General features: G+C 71.5%; 14 protein-coding genes. 5 read left to right on the forward strand and 9 right to left on the reverse strand.

Going from position 1 to position 17896, the window contains the following annotated elements; all coding sequences use genetic code 11:
- The first annotated feature begins 120 nt into the window (after positions 1 to 120).
- Entirely contained in the window at positions 121 to 1293 is a 1173-nt protein-coding gene (nagA, locus tag BOQ63_RS09920; RefSeq protein WP_150476353.1) for an N-acetylglucosamine-6-phosphate deacetylase, read from the forward strand.
- 210 nt (positions 1294 to 1503) lie between these two features.
- Here the strand turns inward: nagA and BOQ63_RS09925 are convergent, their stop codons facing one another.
- From BOQ63_RS09925 to BOQ63_RS09940, 4 genes are read right to left on the reverse strand one after another with little or no spacing between them, the layout of a single operon-like run.
- The gene (locus BOQ63_RS09925; RefSeq protein ID WP_030290476.1) at positions 1504 to 2346 is read right to left on the reverse strand and encodes a class II fructose-bisphosphate aldolase; all 843 of its coding nucleotides are present in this window, start codon (positions 2344 to 2346) and stop codon (positions 1504 to 1506) included.
- Positions 2346 to 3278: a 1-phosphofructokinase family hexose kinase gene (locus BOQ63_RS09930; RefSeq protein WP_072654089.1), complete on the reverse strand. Its 933-nt coding sequence runs from the start codon at positions 3276 to 3278 to the stop codon at positions 2346 to 2348. Before BOQ63_RS09930 ends, BOQ63_RS09925 begins: the two co-directional genes overlap by 1 nt.
- Complete coding sequence (locus tag BOQ63_RS09935; RefSeq protein WP_072654090.1) at positions 3275 to 4201, reverse strand: ROK family protein; 927 nt, start codon at positions 4199 to 4201, stop codon at positions 3275 to 3277. The genes BOQ63_RS09930 and BOQ63_RS09935 overlap by 4 nt, the downstream gene beginning before the upstream one ends.
- Entirely contained in the window at positions 4198 to 5070 is an 873-nt protein-coding gene (locus BOQ63_RS09940; protein WP_030290473.1) for an SIS domain-containing protein, read from the reverse strand. Before BOQ63_RS09940 ends, BOQ63_RS09935 begins: the two co-directional genes overlap by 4 nt.
- 518 nt (positions 5071 to 5588) lie before the next feature.
- Between BOQ63_RS09940 and BOQ63_RS09945 the strand changes: the two genes are divergently transcribed.
- The 3 genes from BOQ63_RS09945 to BOQ63_RS09955 are packed head-to-tail and all read left to right on the forward strand — an operon-like array spanning position 5589 to position 8682.
- The gene (locus BOQ63_RS09945; RefSeq protein WP_030290472.1) at positions 5589 to 6848 is read left to right on the forward strand and encodes an extracellular solute-binding protein; all 1260 of its coding nucleotides are present in this window, start codon (positions 5589 to 5591) and stop codon (positions 6846 to 6848) included.
- Positions 6849 to 6877: 29 nt separating this feature from the next.
- Complete coding sequence (locus BOQ63_RS09950; RefSeq protein WP_072654091.1) at positions 6878 to 7834, forward strand: carbohydrate ABC transporter permease; 957 nt, start codon at positions 6878 to 6880, stop codon at positions 7832 to 7834.
- Positions 7834 to 8682, forward strand: a complete 849-nt coding sequence (locus tag BOQ63_RS09955; RefSeq protein ID WP_072654092.1) for a carbohydrate ABC transporter permease — start codon at positions 7834 to 7836, stop codon at positions 8680 to 8682. The genes BOQ63_RS09950 and BOQ63_RS09955 overlap by 1 nt, the downstream gene beginning before the upstream one ends.
- Before the next feature lie 263 nt (positions 8683 to 8945).
- Here the strand turns inward: BOQ63_RS09955 and BOQ63_RS09960 are convergent, their stop codons facing one another.
- The 5 genes from BOQ63_RS09960 to BOQ63_RS09980 all read right to left on the reverse strand — a co-directional run bounded on the left by BOQ63_RS09960 (position 8946) and on the right by BOQ63_RS09980 (position 16577).
- A complete protein-coding gene (locus BOQ63_RS09960) occupies positions 8946 to 11432 on the reverse strand; it encodes an RICIN domain-containing protein (RefSeq protein WP_030290469.1) in 2487 nt (828 codons plus the stop codon).
- 90 nt (positions 11433 to 11522) lie between these two features.
- Entirely contained in the window at positions 11523 to 13409 is a 1887-nt protein-coding gene (locus BOQ63_RS09965; RefSeq protein ID WP_072654094.1) for a DUF5107 domain-containing protein, read from the reverse strand.
- An 11-nt stretch (positions 13410 to 13420) separates the two neighbouring features.
- Positions 13421 to 14266 carry a carbohydrate ABC transporter permease gene (locus tag BOQ63_RS09970; RefSeq protein WP_197697955.1) on the reverse strand — a complete coding sequence of 282 codons (846 nt, stop codon included), beginning with the start codon at positions 14264 to 14266 and terminating at the stop codon, positions 13421 to 13423.
- 47 nt (positions 14267 to 14313) lie between these two features.
- Entirely contained in the window at positions 14314 to 15279 is a 966-nt protein-coding gene (locus BOQ63_RS09975) for a carbohydrate ABC transporter permease (RefSeq protein ID WP_223885887.1), read from the reverse strand.
- A gap of 2 nt (positions 15280 to 15281) precedes the next feature.
- Positions 15282 to 16577, reverse strand: a complete 1296-nt coding sequence (locus tag BOQ63_RS09980) for an ABC transporter substrate-binding protein (RefSeq protein WP_143174690.1) — start codon at positions 16575 to 16577, stop codon at positions 15282 to 15284.
- Positions 16578 to 16863: 286 nt separating this feature from the next.
- Here BOQ63_RS09980 and BOQ63_RS09985 point away from each other — a divergent pair, with 286 nt between their 5' ends.
- Positions 16864 to 17883, forward strand: coding sequence for a LacI family DNA-binding transcriptional regulator (locus BOQ63_RS09985; RefSeq protein WP_072654095.1), 1020 nt, complete (start codon positions 16864 to 16866; stop codon positions 17881 to 17883).
- Positions 17884 to 17896 lie beyond the last annotated feature (13 nt).

The following is a 17896-nucleotide window of genomic DNA, read 5'->3' on the forward strand; positions in this document are numbered from 1 at the left end:
TCGACCAACAAGCGGCGTTCCGCCCGAGCGCCCGACATCCCACCAGCCGCTCCGTTTAAAACTGACTATAATTTGGAACATTCAAGCAACTTCAAGCAGCACCTGGAGACGAACGTGAGCGTGGCGGAGCACATCGCCCTGGCCGGCGCCCGACTGGTCCTGCCCGTCGGCGTCGTCGAGGGAGACCGCCTCGCCGTCGAGGGATCCCGCATCGCAGCCATCACGAGCGGTGGGACCGAGCCGGGCGACCTCGACCTGACCGGCCACACCGTCGTGCCCGGCTTCGTCGACCTGCACGTCCACGGCGGCGGCGGTGCCTCCTACGCCTCCGGCATCGCCGAGGAGGCCCTCCTCGCCGCCCGCACCCACCTCGAACACGGCACCACCACCACGATGGCCTCCACCGTCACCGGCGAGATCGACGACGTCGCCCGCCAGGCCGCCGTACTCTCCGAACTCGTCGAGGACGGCATCCTCGCCGGCGTCCACTTCGAGGGCCCCTTCATCTCCCACAACCGCTGCGGCGCCCACCGCCCCGACCTGCTGCGCGACCCCGACCCCGCCCTCGTCCGCAAGCTCGTCGACGCCGCCCGCGGCCACGCCAGGATGGTCACCCTCGCCCCCGAACTCCCCGGCGGCCTCGACTCCGTACGCATGCTCGCCGACCTCGGCGTCATCGCCGCCGTCGGCCACACCGACTCCGACTACCCCACCACCCTCGAAGCCATCGACGCCGGCGCCACCGTCGCCACCCACCTCTTCAACGCCATGCCCGCCATCGCCCACCGCGCCCCCGGCCCGATCGTGGCCCTACTGGAGGACGAACGGGTCACCGTCGAGCTGATCAACGACGGCGTGCACCTGCACCCCTCCGTCCTCGGCCTCGCCTACGGCACCGCCGGCGCCTCCCGCGTCGCCCTGATCACCGACGCCATGGGCGCCGCCGGCATGGGCGACGGCCTCTACCCCCTCGGCCCCCTCCAGGTCCAGGTCAAGGACGGCGTCGCAATGCTCCCCGACGGCAGTTCCATCGCGGGGTCGACGCTGACTCTTGACCGCGCCTTCCAAAGGTCGGTTCAGGTTGACAACTTGACGCTCAACCAAGCCGCCGAGTCGCTCTCCACCACTCCGGCCCGCCTCCTCGGCCTCGCCGACTCGATCGGCACGCTGGAGATCGGCAAGCTCGCCGACCTGGTCGTGGTCGACTCCGGCACCCTCGACCTGGTGGCCGTGATGCGCCACGGCCGGTGGGTCCTCGGCGACGAGAAGTTCGCCGTCTTGCGGCCTGTCTGAGCATTCATGCAGTAGTACCGGCGCGCGATGGCGGCATCGTCGGCGGAGAGCACGGCGGGACGGCGGTGCGCACGCATCGGCGGGCAGTTCCGCCAGCGGCCAGGTCGCCGCCCGCCTCGACGGCGGACGGCGACCACGGGTCATCAGACGGGCAGGACCCAGATCGCGAGGCCCGCCCCGTTCGGGACAGGCCTCGTCTCGTCACCGCCCTCAGGCCGTCGGTGCCTTGAGGACGCGCAGCAGGCGGGTGACCTCTGCCGCCACGGCGGCGCGTCCGGAGCCGAGGTAGCGGCGGGTGTCGACGAGCGACGGGTCGTCGTCGAGGGTGCGCCGCACGGCGCCGGTGAAGACCTGGTTGAGGTGGGTGGCGATGTTGACCTTGGTCATGCCGTGCTCGACCGCGCGGGTCAGGTGCTCGTCGGCCACGCCGGAGGAGCCGTGCAGGACCAGCGGTACCGGGACGGCCGCACGTAGCCCGGCGATCAGGTCGAAGTCGAGGACGGCGTCGCGGGTGAGCATGGCATGAGAGGTCCCGACGGCCACCGCGAGGGCGTCCACACCGGTGGCGGCGACGAAGGCTGCGGCCTCGGCGGGGTCGGTCCGGGCGCCGGGGGCGTGGACCCCGTCCTTGCCGCCGACCTCGCCGAGTTCGGCCTCCACCCACACGCCCGCCGCGTGGCAGCGGGCGACCACCTCGGCGGTGGCGCGGACGTTCTCCTCGCAGGGCAGCACGGAGGCATCGAACATGACGGAGGAGAAGCCGAGTTCGACGGCCTCGGTCACCAGGTCGGCGGAGGTCGCGTGGTCGAGGTGGACCGCGACCGGCACCGAGGCGGTGCGGGCGGTGGCGAGCACCGCGGACGCTATCGGGGTGAGCGCCCCGTGGTAGCGGACGGCGTTCTCGCTCAGCTGCAGGACCACCGGGGCACCTGCGGCCTCGGCGCCCGCCACGATGGCCTGGGCGTGTTCGAGCTGGATGACGTTGAAGGCACCCACCCCGCGCGCGGCGTCCGCCGCGGGGGTGACGATGGTGCCGGTTCCGGCCAGGGGCATCAGGAACTCCTCTGAGAGTGGAGGGGTTGAACGTCCACCAGTGCCCGTAGGCGGCGGTGGACGTCGGGGTCGAAGTCGCCGGCCAGCGGGGCTGCGACGGCGGCGGCGGACAGCGCCACCGCCTCGGCCAGCCGCTCCGGCCAGGGGGTGGCGTCGACCAGGCCGAGGGTGAGGGCGGCCACCGCGGCGTCACCCGCTCCGGTGGGGTTTCCCGCCAGTTGTTCCGGCGGCATGGCCCACCAACTCCCCTGCGGTGTAACGGCGATGAGGCCGTCGGGGCCGAGCGAGGCGACCACCGCCCCGGCGCCGGCGTCGACCAGCGCACCCGCGGCGGCGACGGGGTCCGCCAGGCCCGTGGCGGCGGCGAGTTCATCGGCGTTCGGCTTGACCAGGTCGGGGCCTGCGGCCAGCGCGGCCCGCAGAGCGGCACCGTCCGCGTCGACCACCGCCGGGACCCGGTGTGCGTGCGCCAGCCGCACCAGCCGGCCGTACGCGTCCTCGGGCGCGCCCGGCGGCAGGCTGCCGGAGAACACCGCCGCCGAGGCCTGGGGCAGGAGTCGGTCGACGTGATCGAGCAGCCGGGCCCAGTCCTCGGTCGGAACGGCCGGGCCCGGTTCGAGCAGGATGGTGGTGTCTCCGGCGCTCTCGTCCACCACCGCCACCGTGCGGCGGGTCTCCCCCGCGATCGGCAGCAGGCGTTCGGGCAGGCGGGCGGCGGCGAGGTCGCGCCGCAACGTCTCGCCCGCCGCCCCTCCGGCGAATCCGGTGACCACGGTCTCGCGGCCGAGGGCGTGCAGCACCCGGGCGACGTTGATGCCCTTGCCGCCGGCCCGCTCGGCCGTCGACCGGACGCGGTTGCTCCCTCGCGGGCGCAGCCGGTCGACCCGGTAGGTGACGTCGAGCGCGGCGTTGAGCGTGAGGGTCAGGATCACCGGCTGACCTTCGGGTGCGGCAGGTCGTGGGCCAGTAGGTCATGGGCCAACAGGGCGGCCCCCTGGCAGCCGGCCTCATGACCGAGTTGGGCGGGCAGGAGCTGCGGCAGTGTCTGGAAGGTGAGCCGTTCGGCGACCGCCGCGCGCAGAGGGGCGAAGTACGGGTCGCCGGCGCGGGCGAGGCCGCCGCCGATCACGATGCGTTCGGGGTCGAGCAACGTGATGGCGGCGGTCAGGGCGTCGGCGAGCGCCTCGATCGCTTCGTTCCAGACCATGACAGCGGTCTGGTCCCCGGCGACGGCGCGCTCGCCGACGTCCTTGGCGGTGACCCCGCCCTCCCCGGTGGCGGCGGTGTAGCGGCGGGCGATGGCGGCCGCCGAGGCGACGGTCTCCAGGCAGCCCCGGCCTCCACAGGGACAGGCCGGCCCGCCGGGCCGGACCACCAGGTGTCCGAGTTCCCCGGCCCGTGCGTGGCTGCCGGTCACCGCCTGCCCGTCGGACATGAGCGCCGCCGCGATGCCGGTGCCGACCGGGACGAAGAGGAAGTCCCGGCTGCCGCGTCCCGCACCGATGCGCGCTTCGGCCAGGCCGCCGGCCCGCACGTCGTGGCCCAGCGCCACCGGAAGGCCCAACTCCTCGGCGAGCCAGTCCCGAACGGGCAGTCGGTGCCAGCCGAGGTTGGCCGCGAGGACGACGGCGCCCGCCGCCTCGTCAACGATGCCCGGCACCGCGATGCCCGCCGCCGCCGGGCGGTGCCGGTCGGCCAGCTCGCGGGCCGCCGACAGCACCGTCTCCAGGACCGCGTCCGGGCCGCGCTCGGCTCCGGTGAACCACCGGTCCGTCTCCCGCAGGACGCCGTCCTCGCCCGCCGCGCCGCCCTTGATATAGGTGCCGCCCACGTCAAGGGCGATCACTCTGGTCACGGCTGGGCCAGCACGATCGAGCGGGTCAGGTTGCGCGGCTGGTCGGGGTCCAGGCCGTCGGCCTTGGCGAGTTCCACAGCGAGGCGCTGGGCGCGTACCAGGTCGGCCAGTGGGTCGAGGGTGGTCACCGAGGTGACGGCGCCGATGCCCTGCACCTGCTCCAGCAGTCCGGTCGGCGGCTCGCCGAAGAACCAGACCACCCGGTCGGGGGCGGCGATGCTGATCGGGCCGTGCCGGTACTCCATCGCGGGGTAGGACTCGGTCCAGGCGCCGGAGGCCTCGCGGAGCTTGAGCGCCGCCTCGTTGGCGAGGCCGACTGTCCATCCGGTGCCGACGAAGGTGAACTGGCCTGCCGCTACGGCGCCTTCGGGCAGGTTCTCGGCCAGCGCCCGCGCGGCCTGCTCGGGCAGGTCGGCCGGGGCCAAGCCGAGGTGGCCGCGCAGCAGCGCCAGCGCCGTGGTGGCGAAGCGGGTCTGCACCACCGACTTCTCGTCCGCGAACTCCAGGTCCACGACGGTGTTCGCGGCCGTGACGATCGGCGTGTCGAGGTCACCGGTGAGCGCCACGCTCGGGATGTGCCGGGCGCGGGCGAGGGCGGCGAGCACCTCCGTCGTCGTGCCGGAGCGGCTGATGGCGACCAGCCGGTCATAGCCGCGGGCGGCCGGGAACTCGGAGGCCGCGAACGCGTCGGTCTCCCCGAGCCCGGCGGCCTCGCGCAGCGACGCGTACGCCTGCGCGATGTACAGGGACGTTCCGCAGCCGATCACGGCCACCCGTTCACCCCGCTCCGGGAGACCCGCGGGCTCCAGCTCCAGCGCCCTGCTCCAGCTCTGGGGCTGACTGGCGATCTCCCGCTCGACGTGGCTCATTCAGGACTCTCCTCGGTAGGGGCTCGGGGCGGTACTCGGGCGTCGATCCGTCGATCCGTCCCGAGCGCTCGCTCAGACTGCAAGCAGAATGCTTGAAACTGATCTATTCATAGCTCAATACGTCATCTATGAGCAACGCTCATCGCGGGAAGCACCGACTCGCCGCCAGCCACTGGCGCGACAGGAGTCGACTGGTCGCAGGAGTGGGGACCTTGCCCTCCGACTGACTGAAGTCGATGCCGCCCTCGACCCGTTGCGCGACGCGATCGACATGTCGAGCGACTTCAGACGGCCCGATGTCCTACGTCAGGACATCGGCCCCTGCGGTTCCCTCGACTCTCGACTGCAACGCTTCGGTAACACGGCTGGCCTGCCAGGTTGGCAACGGTGCACACTCTGGTAGCGCCGATGATCGATATTGACAAAATATCGAGCGAACAGCGCATCTTCGCGCAACTGCGCGATCCCCCACCAGGGCCGCCGCTGGGTCGGCCCCAGCTGCAAAGGCGGTATCAGAGATGAAGCGGCGTCTGCTCTCCCTGTCGGCGGCCACCCTGGCCGGAGCGCTCGCGCTGTCGGGGTGCAGCAAGGGGTCGAATTCCGGTTCGACCTCCGCCGACGGCGTCACGACGATCAAGTTCGTCGCGGCCGACTACGGCTCCAACGGACAGAACCCGACCCAGGCGTACTGGCAGGGGGTCATCTCCGCCTTTGAGCAGCAGAACCCCAAGATCAAGGTCGACCTCCAGGTCATCAACTGGAACGACATCGACACCCAGGTCAAGACGATGGTGCAGAACGGCAACCAGCCGGACATCCTGCAGACCGGCGGCTACGCCGACTTCGCCAAGAACGGCCAGCTCTACCCGGCCCAGGACGTCCTCTCCGCCGGCACCACAGGCGACTTCCTCCCCGCGATGGCACACGCCGGCGAACAGGAGGGTACCCAGTACGGCATCCCGTTCATCTCCAGCGCCCGGATGTTCCTGATCAACAACGAGCTCTTCAAGAAGGCCGGCCTCGACCCGGCCAACCCGCCCAAGACGTGGGCCGACATCACCGCCGACGCCACCGCGCTGAAGAAGGCCGGCGTCGAGATCCCGCTCGGTGTACCGCTGGGCAAGGAGGAGGCCCAGGGCGAGTCGTTCATCTGGATGCTGGAGAACCACGGCGGCTACCAGGACGACAAGGGCAAGTACGTCATCAACTCGCAGGCCAACATCGACACCTTCACCCAGCTCAAGAGCTGGGTGGACGCCGGCCTGACCGAACAGAGCCCCGCCTCCGTCAACCGCACAGACCTGGCCAAGGACTTCGCCTCCGGCAAGGTCGGCATGCTCAACGGCATCCCCACCCAGCTGAACGACGTCAAGAACATGGACGTCACCTGGACGTCGATGCCCGGCAAGGACGGCGCCTCCAAGGCCACCCTCGGCGTCGCCGACTGGGTGATGGCCTTCAAGAAGGGCGGCCACAAGGAGCAGATCAAGGCCTTCCTCGACTTCGCCTACAGCAAGGACAACACGGTGAAGTTCGACAAGGAGTACAGCCTGCTGCCGGTTACCCAGTCCGCGCTCACCGCACTCCAGGCCGACCCGGACCAGAAGGCCCTGACGCCGTTCCTGCAGATCCTGCCCACCGCGGTCTTCTACCCGCTCAGCGACCCGACCTGGCCCGCCGTCTCCGCGCAGGTCAAGACCCAGATCGGCAGCGCGGCCACCGACCCGAAGAAGACCCTCGACGCGCTCCAGCAGGCTGCCCAGCAGGCCGGCGAGTGACCGGCGCGACCGCGAAAGGAATCCCCGCCGTGTCCTCTCGCAGCACCACAGACGTCCGGCCGGGCGCCCCCTCCCGGCCGCCCGCACCGAAGGCGGGTCGGCCCGCCGGGCGCCGTTCCCTCTTCTCCCGGCTCGGGGCACTGCCCTGGCTGGCCCCTGCCGTCGTGCTCATCCTGGGCGTGGTCGTTTGGCCGGTCGTCGAGATGGTCAGTACCTCGCTCCGCAGGATCGACACCACGGGCACGGATCACGGCCCGGCCGGACTGGTCAAGTACCACAAACTCTTCAGTGACCCCCGACTGCCCGGCGTCCTCACCTGGACCGCGGTGTGGACGATCGCCGTCGTCGGCCTGACCATGCTGATCTCGCTCGCGCTGGCCCAGTTGTTCAACCAGAACTTCCCCGGCCGCCGCCTCACCCGCTGGGCGCTCATCGCCCCCTGGGCGGCCTCCGTGCTGATGACCGCGATCGGCTTCCGCTGGATGCTCGACCAGGTCGCCGGCGTGTTCAACCGCCTGCTGCTCGACCTCGGCCTGATCGACCACTCCCGGGCATGGCTCGGCGATGCCGCCCACGCCAGGCCCTGGCTGGTCCTCGTCGCGGTCTTCGTCTCGCTGCCGTTCACCACCTACACCCTGCTCGCCGGGCTTCAGACCGTCCCCGGCGAGGTCTACGAGGCCGCCCGGGTCGACGGCGCCACCCCCTGGCAGACCTACCGCAAGGTCACCCTGCCGCTGCTGCGCCCGGCCTTCCTGGTCGGCCTGGTGATCAACCTGATCAACGTCTTCAACTCGTTCCCGGTCATCTGGGGCATGACCCAGGGCGGCCCGAACGCCGACACCGCCACCACGACCGTGTTCATGTACATGCTGCGCGGCTACGACGTCGCCGAGTCCGCCGCCATGTCGGTGGTCAACTTCGCCATCGTGATCCTCATGGTGGTCGTCTTCCTCAAGGTCAGCCGCTGGAACGGGGAGGAAAGCTGATGACCACCGTTCAGTCGCTGTCGACGGCGCGCCGTCCGCGCGCCCGCACCGTCCTGTTCACCACGCTGGCCTGGGCACTCGCCGCGCTCTTCCTCCTGCCCTACGTCGAGATGCTGATCACCGCCGGCCGTCCGGCCGACCAGCTGCGCAACAACTCCTACCTGCCAACGGGCTTCGACTGGTCCTCGTTCACCAAGGTATGGACCGACACCACGCTCGGCCAGAACCTCCAGGTCACGCTGACGGTCGCCGGCGGCTCCACCCTGCTGGTGCTCCTGGTCGCCCTGCCCGCCGCGTACTACACCGCCCGGGTCCGGTTCCGTGGACGCAAGGCGTTCCTGCTGCTGGTACTGGTCACCCAGATGTTCCAGCCCACCGCCCTCCAGGTCGGCCTCTACCGCGAGTTCTACACGATGGACCTGCTGGACACCCCCATCGTCCTGGTGCTCGCGAACGCGGCCTTCAACCTGGCCTTCGCGATCTGGATCCTGAGCGCCTACATCGGCTCCATCCCGATGGAGTTGGAGGAGGCCGCCATGATCGACGGAAACAGCCGGATCGGCGCGCTCGTCCGGGTCACCCTGCCGCTCGCCCTGCCGGGCGTGGTCACCGCCGTGATCTTCACGTTCATCTCGACCTGGAACGAGTTCATCATGGGCCTGACCCTGACCAACTCGCCCGACCGGCAACCGCTCACCGTCGGCATCAACAACATGATCGGCGCCTACAGCGTGCAGTGGAACTACGTGTTCGCCGCCTCGCTGGTGGCCATCGTGCCGGTGGTCGTGCTCTTCGCGGTGATCGAACGCCACGTCGTCTCCGGCCTCACCGCCGGCTCCGTCAAGTAGCGCGGCGCGCCCGGCCCCTCGCACCACGCCCTCATCACCCGATGGGCGGGACGGCCTCCCCCGAGGGGCTCCCGCCCATCGGCGTCGCAGAAGGTGAACGATCACGCGGAAGCGGGCCGGCGAGCCCTTCGTCCACATGGACCATGACGTCCTCCTGGGGTGCGGTGCACGTTCGTGCGTCGGGTCGGAACGGATGGGGTGCCGGGCTCCCGGGGTGGCAGCCCCGGGAGCCCGGCGTCAGACCCGCCCCCCGGGCGGGCCGGTCAGGTGATCGACCACCGCTGCAGCGGCGAGCCGGTGTCCGGCTGCTGGGTCACCGGGGCGCCGTCGGTGGTCGAGGCGGTGGTGAGCGGCAGACCGCTGTGGGCCGAGGTGACGGCGTAGGAGCCGTCGGCCGTCAGTCGGACGTTCCAGTGCTGGTTGGCGGCGCCGGTGCACGGCCACTGGATCACCTCGGCGCCGGCGGCGGTGGAGCCGCCGCTGACGTCGGCGCACATCGACGAGAGGCCGTTGACCAGCTCGTACGAGCCGTCGGGCTGGAGGCGGAACTGCCAGAGCTGGTTGCTCGCGCCGGACGCGGCCCGGGTGACGAGCTGGTTGCCGGCGGTGGTGCTGCCGTCTGCGTCGTCGAGCGCCTTGCCGCCCGTGGTCAGCGTGCGGTTGCCGCTGAGGTCCGGCTCGACGGTCCAGGTGAAGGTGGCCGAGGCGCTCGCGCTACCGGAGGCGGCCGTGACGATGACGGTGGACAGGCCAGCGCCGCCCGGGGTGCCGGTGATCAGGCCCGAGGGGCTGACGGAGAGCCCGGCGGGCAGGCCGGTCGCCGCGAAGGCGAGCGGCTTTCCGGCGCTGTCGGTGGCGCCGAGCTGCACCGAGACGGCCCTGCCCACGGTGCCGGACTGGTCACCGGGAGCGGTGAGCAGGACGGTCTCGGGGGCCGTCCCGGTCGGGGCGAAGGCGAGGGCCTGCTCGGCCGCCGTGCGGCCGCCGCCGACCGTGCTGCCGGTGGCATCGCTCCAGGAGCGGGCGGGCACGGTCTCGGCGAGCCGGCCCGAGGCGCCGGACATGCCGACCACCAGGCCGCTGTAGCGGTTCACCAGCTGGAACCGGCCCTTCCCTGCCTTGCTGGGGAGGATGAACCACTGCTGCCCGACGGTGGCGTTCCCGCCGGCGGCGCCGGCGGCGGTCAGTCCGGAGCCCCAGGCCCGGCCGGCCGTCGAGGCGGAATCGACGCCCAGCAGCTGACCGGTGGCAGCGTTGGCGATCCGGTAGGAGCCGTCGCCTTCGGCCAGGAACCTCCAGGACGCCCGGGCGGAGCCGCCGGCCTTGGCCGTGGAGGTGACCGCGGAGGCGCCCGCGGCCTGGACGAGCACCCGGCCGTTTCCGCTCTGGATCCGGTAGGTCCTCGTCAGGTCGACCGGCGGGGCGGCCGGCGCGGAGGAGCCGATGGTGATGTCGGCGTACTCGCCGTCGGAGGTGGCGCAGGCGATGGAGCAGTAGGACCGGAAGGTCCTGCCGATGACGGTGCCGCCGGTGCGGCTGGCCGGGTCGAGGATCCAGCGGTACCAGGAGCCGGAGGTGTAGCCGCTGCCGCTGTCGCCGATCAGGCTCCACTGCTGGGTGGCAAGGTCCTTGGTGGCGTAGAACTGCTGCGGGGCGGTGCCGGAGACCACCTCGGGTTCGCCGATGTACAGGCCCAGGTACGCGTCGTAGGCGATGTTCATGATGAACAGCGGTGACTTGGGCGGGAGTTGGCCGGCCTTGACCTGCTGGTCCACCGAGCCGGGGGTGCTCGGGTGGTAGTCGTTCACGGGCGGGGTGTACCCGGTCGGCGCCGTCGGGGTGACCGGCACCATGTTGCTCTCCAGGCCGCCCTGCCCGGGCTGGGACCAGGTGCCGTCGTACCACTTCTGCCACGAGCCGGGCGCCATCTTCGCCGAGATCGGGGCGCGCGCGACGTGGGCCAGGCCGCCGTTGCCGCCGCCCACGCCGGCCTTGGGGACGATCCGGGAGCCGTAGTAGACGTAGAAGTAGCCCGAGGCGGTGTCGACGAACAGGCGGGGGTCGCCGTCGCCGTAGTCGTAGGTCTGGTTGGGGAAGGCGGTGTTGTCACCCCGGGCAGTGCTGTACGGGGAGCTGATGACGTGGTCCTTGATGGTCCAGGTCCGGCCCTGGTCGGTGGAGACGGCGTAGTCGATGGCGTCGTAGTGCAGGCCGTCGCCGAAGGGCTGCGGGGTGAACTCGTTGTGCACCAGCCCGTACCAGTCGCCGGTGTCCGGGTCGACCCAGACACCGACCAGGTCGCAGAAGTTGCGCTGGGAGTAGCCGGAGCCCTGCGGTGCGGCGGTGGACCGCACGCCGGTGACGCTGTTGTTGCACCGCGAGGTGGTGTCGTCGTTGCGGTCGTTCGGGTCGGCGGGGTCGACGGCGTCGCTGATCGGTGACCTGGTGGCGCTCTCGAAGTCCGCGCCGGTGTAGAAGCTCCACTGCCGGGAGTCCTTCGCGCCGTACAGCGAGTGCGACTGCTGGAAGTAGAAGGCGCCGTCCTTGTCGGTGTAGACACCGGCCGGGGTGTCGTCGGGGTAGGCGTACGAGCCGGTCCCGCCGATCGAGACCGTGTACGTGGCGGAGGCCGGTTTGCCGGGGGCCGGCTTGTCCGCGGCCGCAGGGGCGGCGGCCAGGGCGCCGGCGCCGAGCGCCGCCAGCACGGTGGCGGTGAGGGCTCGGGCCCATCGGGTGCGTAGAGGTGACACTGGTACTCCTCTTCCGTGACGGGGCGCACCGTTGCGCCCCTGCTGTGGGGGTGCGGAACGGGAGAGTGGTCCTGGAGGGGTGGCGGGCGGTCAGCCGTCCGCCATGCGGAAGTCGTACTGCGGGGGCACCGCGGTGCCGGGGTGGACGGCGAGCCAGAGGGTGTCCAGGGAGAGCTCGCCCTCGCGCATGGTGTCGACCTGGATGCCCTCGGCGAGCAGTCGCCGGACCCGGTCGTCGTCGCCGCAGGCGTACGCCGCCTCCGCCTCGGCCAGCCTGATCCGCCCGTGAGCCCGGTCGGCCGGGGACAGCTCCCCGATCAGCGCGAGCGCCTCAGCGGGACGCTCGGCGCGCCGCAGCGAATCCAGCGTCTCGATCGTCAACTCCCTGAGCTCCGGGCGGAGTCGGTGGGCAGAACGCATCAGGTCGGCGGCCTCCTGCGGGTCCGGGTCGAGGAAGGCGAGCGATCGCAGCGCCCAGGGCGAGGCCTGCGCGGCGACGGAGCGTTCGAAGGCCTCGCGGGCGGCCGCCCGCTGCCCGGCGGCCAGGCGCAGCAGGCCGAGCTGGTACAGGGCGTGCCAGTCGGCGGCGTTCCCTTCCAGCAGCAGCCGCCAGTGTGCCCCGGTGACCGGTTCGGCGGGTGGGTCGCACACCGGGAGGGTGCCGGTCTTCAGGAGTTGCAGCCACGGTTCCTGGGCGGCGGCGGGGTCGCCGAACGGCAGGGCGCGGGAGGCGGGCAGGGCGCCGGCCTCGATCTCCAGCGCGGCCCAGCCGCCGCCCTCGGCCAGCACCTCCTCGGGCTCGGCGAACCCGTCGGCGAGCGCGTCGGCCTGCTCCAGCGCCGACGGCGGGACCAGCCGGTCCAGCGCCGCCCCTGCGGCCGACCGGGCGTCGTCCCAACTCCCGTGCACGGCCTCGGGGTCGGCTTGCAGCAGCCCGTACGCCTCGGTCCAGGACCAGGTGGCGCCGGCGGGCAACGGCAGGTGCTCCAGCTGGGTGCGGGCCAGGCCCGCCTGGATCTCCAGGTAGGCGGCGTCGGGGCCGGAGAGCCACTCCTGCCAGTGCTTGCCGCCGGTGCCGGTGCCCCAGCAGAAGAGTTTGCGTCCGCGCAGCCGTGCGGTGGAGGTCTGGACGAGTCCGGTGCCGGCTCCGTCCAGGGCGGCGATCCAGGGGCGTTCGCCGGCCGGGAGGTCGAGGAAGTAGTCGGCGGCGCGCGGTGTCCGGCCGGGGTAGCTGCGGTCCGCGCCGTCGACCTGCGGGAAGGGGACGCGGCGCAGGTCGCTGACGTAGTCGCAGTGGAAGGCGTGGTCGGCCGGGCCGAGGACACGGACCTCCTCGTGTTCGGGCACGGCGATGTTGGACCACCAGTAGACCGGGGTCTCGGTCGGCGCGGGATTGTGCACCGCGATGTGGACGTACAGTACCGGGGAGCCCGCGGGCAGCCAGGCGTCCATCCGCAGGACCAGCCGCCGCAGCCGCTCGAAGGCGTACATCCGCAGCACCGGGGTGCCGTCCGGCGCGGTCAGCCGGGCGGCGTGCAGCGGCTCGCAGGTCAGCGGCCAGTGCCCAGTGGTGCCGAGGTTCCACTCCACGCCGCCGGCCACCCAGGCGTCGCGCAGGGCGAGGTTCGCGGGCTGCAGGATCCGGTTTCGGTGCAGCAGCTCCCGCCCGGTGGGGCGGTGGACGAGGGACCACAGCCGCCCGCCGAGGGAGGGCAGGAAGGTCGCGGTGAGGGTCTCGTTCTCCAGTACCGCGCAAGGGAGTTCGCGTTCGGTGCGGACGCGGCCGTAGTCGCCCTGCCGGGTGTACGGCAGCAGGGTGCCGGGCACCCCGTAGGCCAGGTTGCGGCGCATCTCGTCGTCGACGCCGGCGCCCGCGCCGGCTTGCCGGGGGAGGCCGTGCAGGATCGGCAGGGTGCCCCCGACCGGGTCGGGGGTGCCGTCGATTCGGAGCGGGCCGGTGCGAAGAGTCGAGGTCACGCGGGAAGACGTCACTTTCCGATCCCAACCGTCATGCCCTGGATGATCCGCGAGCCCATCCAGGAGAAGAGCGCGATCATCGGGGCGAGGATGATGCAGACCCCGGCGAACATCGTGCCGAAGTCCAGTCCGTTGAACTGCTGTGCCGCGACGAACGAGGAGAGCGCCACCGGGAGGGTGATCGTTCCCTGGCTGTTCGTCAGGACGAGGGCGAACAGGGTCTCGTTCCAGGCGGTGATGAACTGCAGGAGGAAGGCGGTGACCAGCCCGCCCCGGGCGACCGGGAGCACCACCTGGACGAAGGTGCGCACCGGGCCGGCGCCATCCAGGACGGCGGCCTCCTCCAGCACACCGGGGATGCCGCTGAAGAAGCCGGTCAGCAGGAAGACCGTGAAGGGCATGGCCAGGCCGACGTAGACCAGCCCGAGGCCGAGGTCGCTGTCCGTCAGGCTCACCCGGGACAGGCCGACGAACAGCGGCACCACCAGGACCTGGCCGGGCACGCCGAGGCCCATGGCGAAGGTCATCGTCAACGCCGAGGAGGTCCGCGAGCGGCGCCGGGCGAGGGCGTACGCGCAGGGCGCCGCGAGGACGACGGCCGCCACCGAGGAGAGGCCGGCGGTGAGCAGGCTGTTCAGGGCCGCCCGCGCGAAGCCGCCCTCGTCGAGCGCGGTGGTGTAGTTGTCGGTCTGCGGGCCGGTCGGCAGGCCGAAGGCGTGGTGCAGGATGTCGGGGCCGCTGCGCAGCGAGGTCAGGAGGATCCACAGGACCAGCAGCAGGTCCGCGGCGACGACGAGCCAGACGGCGCCCGTGCCGATCCTGCTCGCGAGTCCGGCGGCCGGGTTTCTGCGTCGCACGGGTGGTGACCTTTCCGGTTGCGGTGTGGGGGCCGGGGCGCGGCGGGTCAGTACTCGACCGGCTCGCGGCGCAGCAGGCGGCGCAGCACGACGGTGATCAGGGTGACCATGACCAGGCTGGCCATCGCGGCGGCGGTGGCCGTGCCCAGCCGGGGGACGGTGCCCTGCGGGAACGCCTCGGTGTACACGTACACGGCGGTGTTCCAACTGCTCACCGGCGGATAGGCGTTGGTACTGCCGCCGTAGAGCAGGATCAGCTCGAAGATCTTCACCGAGCTGACCGTCCAGAGCACCGCGCAGACCGCGATGACGTCCCAGGCGCACGGCAGGGTGATGTGGCGGAAGCGCTGGAAGGGGCCGGCACCGTCCAGTTCGGCCGCCTCGTAGAGGTAGTCGGGGATCTGGTCGACGGCCGCCATGATGATCGAGGTGTAGTAGCCGGTCGCCGTCCAGACCAGGGTGCCCAGGACCATCGGGAGCAGGTTGTCCGTCGACAGCCACTTGGGCGGCGTGGTCACCCCGAACAGCTTCAGCGCCTGGTTCACCGGGCCGGTGGGCGAGAACAGGAACCCGGCGGCGATGCCGAAGACCATGCCGTTGACGAGCGAGGGGAAGAACAGCACCGACCGGGCGAACAGCCTGGCCCGCATCTCGCGCAGCACCAGGGTCAGCGCGAAGCTGAGCACGAAGGTGATCGTGCCTCCGATGACCATCAGTTCGAGCGTGTTGACCAGGGAGGTGCGGAACCTCGGGTCGCGGAACAGCAGGATGTAGTTCTGCGGGCCGCGCCAGTCCATCGCGCCCATGCCGTCCCACTTGTACAGGCTGGTCCACAGGGCGTAGCCGACGGGTGCGATGAACAGCACGGCGTACACGGTCAGCGCGGGCGCGGTGAACGGCCAGAACATCCGGCGGCGTTGGCGCTCCAGCGGGCCGACGCCGGCCCGGGAGGCGGGCGCGGACCGGCCCCGGGGGGCGCCCGTCCGGAGCGGATCGTCGATCGTCGTCGCCACCGTCAGCCCTGGGTCTGCCAGTAGGAGACCTGGTCGGCCTTGCACTTGGCGACGAACTGGGCGGCCGTCGTCTTGCCGTGCCACAGGTCCAGGTAGTTCTCGTTCAGGACCTTGGGCAGCCAGCTGCCGGCCACCCCGTCGAAGCCGAGGCGGACAGCCGGGGCGTCGAGGGCCTTCTGGACGTCGGCCAGTTCGGCCGGCGCGGGGATGTCGGCCCGCGGCGTGAGGTTGAGCGCGGTGGTGGAGATCCCGGCCAGGTGCTTCTTCTGCAGGAAGAAGGCGATGAACTTCTGCGCGGCGGCGGCGTTCTTGGCGCGCTTGGGACTCGCGAAACCGATCAGGTTGGCGTCCGGGGTCTTCGCGGTGGGCGGCAGCATCGACGCCATCTTCCAGCCGGCCGGGACCTGCTTGGCGACCTCGGCGGTGACGTAGTTGCCGTCCATGTAGAAGGCGGCCTTGCCACTCGCCCAGTTGGTCTCCTGGGTCGGGTACTTGGTGGCGTCGTAGCCCTCGATCAGGTGGCCGCCCTTGACCAGTTGCTCCACCTGCTGCGCCGCGGTGAGGACGGCCGGGGCGTCCCAGGTCGCGCCGGACTTGTCGGCGGCGAGCTGCGAGACGTTCACGCCGGCCCCGTTGAGCAGGTAGTCGAAGTACAGCGCGTTGCTCCAGGGGTCCTCGCCCTCGGAGGCGATGCACGCCTTCCCGGCCGCCTTCAGGGCGTCGCAGACCTTGAGGAGACCGGCCCAGTCGGTGGGCGGGCTCGGCATCGCGGCGGCGATCGCGGGGTCGGCCGCGTTGTAGAACATGGCGTTGGTGACGATCTCGTACGGGATCACGTAGTGGTTGGAGCCGGACGGGTCCTTAGGCAGCATGTCGAAGTACTTGGCCGGGAGGACCTGGGAGACCGGGAAGTCCTCCCCCGGCACCTGCAGCTGGAGCACCGGCGAGAGGTCCAGCGCCTGATCGGCCGCGGCGGTGGTGCCGTAGACCTTGTCGTCGGACTCGTCCCACAGGTCCGGTGCCTGGTTCGCCGCGATCGCCGGGCCGATCTTCTTGGCGATGTCCCGGCCGGCCCAGGTGATGTTCACCTTGGCGCCGGTGGCGGCGGTGAAGTCGTCGATCGCGGCCTTCAGGACCTTGGCCTGCGGCTCGTCGGCGCGCCACATCGACCAGTAGGTGAAGCCGCCCGAGGCCTTCGCGCCGTCCCCGGAGCCCCCGCAGGCGCTCGCGCCGAGTGCGAGTGCGGCGGCGGTGGCCGCGCCGACGACGCGACGTGCGGACATGGTCGTTCTACCCATGGGTGGTTCCTCTCGGAGGCGCGAGATTCCGTGCGGACGGGTCGTCAGCCGGGGCCCGAAGGGCGGGGGGAGGCGCTGGATGGCTGGGACGATACGGGCGGGTTGACCGGTAAATCAAGAGCCCTTGCGAAATCCCGGTTCCTCGTGCGGCATGCGGTCACTGATCGCGCGACGTTTCCTCAAGTCACGAAACGGACATGGCATTTGACTTGGGCTTGACGCCCCCTCACCGGTGTCCTACGTTTCACCGGAAGCAACTTGACCGGTAAACTCGAAGGATCCAGTCATGGTGACGATGCAGGACGTGGCCGAGCGCGCCGGGGTCACGAAGCAGACCGTCTCCAACGTCATCCGGGGGCGGGGGGCCGTGAGCCTGCCGACCGCCGCCCGGGTGCGCGCCGCGATCGAGGAACTGGGGTACACCCCCAACCTGGTCGCGCGCTCCCTCGCCACCGGCGCCACCAGGACGGTGGGCCTGTTCGTCCCCACCGTGACTGGCTCCTTCTACGCCGACATCGTCGAGGAGGTCGAGGACGTCCTCGACGCGAACGGCTACCACCTGCTGCTCTGCACCACCCGGCTCGACGGCGAGCGCGCCAAGCGGCACCTGGCCGGGCTGACCAGCCGTTTGGTGGACGCGCTGCTGATCGCCGGGGACCGGGACCTGATCGACCATCTGCCACTGCTGGCGGAGGCCGCCTTCCCGGTGGCCCTGTGCGCCTGGGAGACCGACGCCCCCGACCGCTTCCCGGTCGTGACCATCGACTACGAGCGGGCGGGCTTCCTGGCCGGGCGCCACCTGCGCGAGCTCGGGCACGAACGCGTCGCCGTACTCGCCAGCCCCGACCACGCCCCCCGGGTGGCGGGCTTCCGGCGCGCCTTCACCGCCGACGGCCTCACCGTCCCCGACGGCGCCGTCCACCTGGCATCCGAGCCCACCCCCGCGGGCGGCTTCGCGGCGGCGACGGCGGCGCTGACGGCCGATCCGAGGACCACCGCGCTCTTCGCCACGCACGACGTCCTCGCCCTGGGCGCCCTGGAGGCCGCCCGGGCCGCCGGCCGCTCCGTCCCGTACGACCTGTCGATCGTCGGACACGACGACAACCCCGAGGTGGGCGTGGCCCGGCCGGCCCTCACCAGCGTCGCCATCCCCAAGCGGGAGATGGCCCGCGAGGCGGTCGAGCTGCTGCTGCGCGCCCTCACCAAGTCGGGGGTCCCGACCAACTCGATGCACCTGCTGCGCCCCGAGCTGGTCGTCCGGGACAGCACTGCGCCGGTCGGCTGCGCGCCGGCCGATGGGCCGTGACAGCCGGGCACGC

The organism is Streptomyces viridifaciens (genome assembly GCF_001888885.2).
Taxonomy (GTDB): Bacteria; Actinomycetota; Actinomycetes; order Streptomycetales; family Streptomycetaceae; genus Kitasatospora; species Kitasatospora aureofaciens.

Bases quoted from the DNA above. Each gene is read 5' to 3' on its own strand.
- BOQ63_RS09925 (WP_030290476.1), bottom strand. From the start codon at position 2,346: ATGCCCCTGGCCGGAACCGGCACCATCGTCACCCCCGCGGCGGACGCC.
- BOQ63_RS09940 (WP_030290473.1), bottom strand. From the start codon at position 5,070: ATGAGCCACGTCGAGCGGGAGATCGCCAGTCAGCCCCAGAGCTGGAGC.
- BOQ63_RS09945 (WP_030290472.1), top strand. From the start codon at position 5,589: ATGAAGCGGCGTCTGCTCTCCCTGTCGGCGGCCACCCTGGCCGGAGCG.
- BOQ63_RS09955 (WP_072654092.1), top strand. From the start codon at position 7,834: ATGACCACCGTTCAGTCGCTGTCGACGGCGCGCCGTCCGCGCGCCCGC.
- BOQ63_RS09980 (WP_143174690.1), bottom strand. From the start codon at position 16,577: ATGGGTAGAACGACCATGTCCGCACGTCGCGTCGTCGGCGCGGCCACC.
- BOQ63_RS09985 (WP_072654095.1), top strand. From the start codon at position 16,864: ATGGTGACGATGCAGGACGTGGCCGAGCGCGCCGGGGTCACGAAGCAG.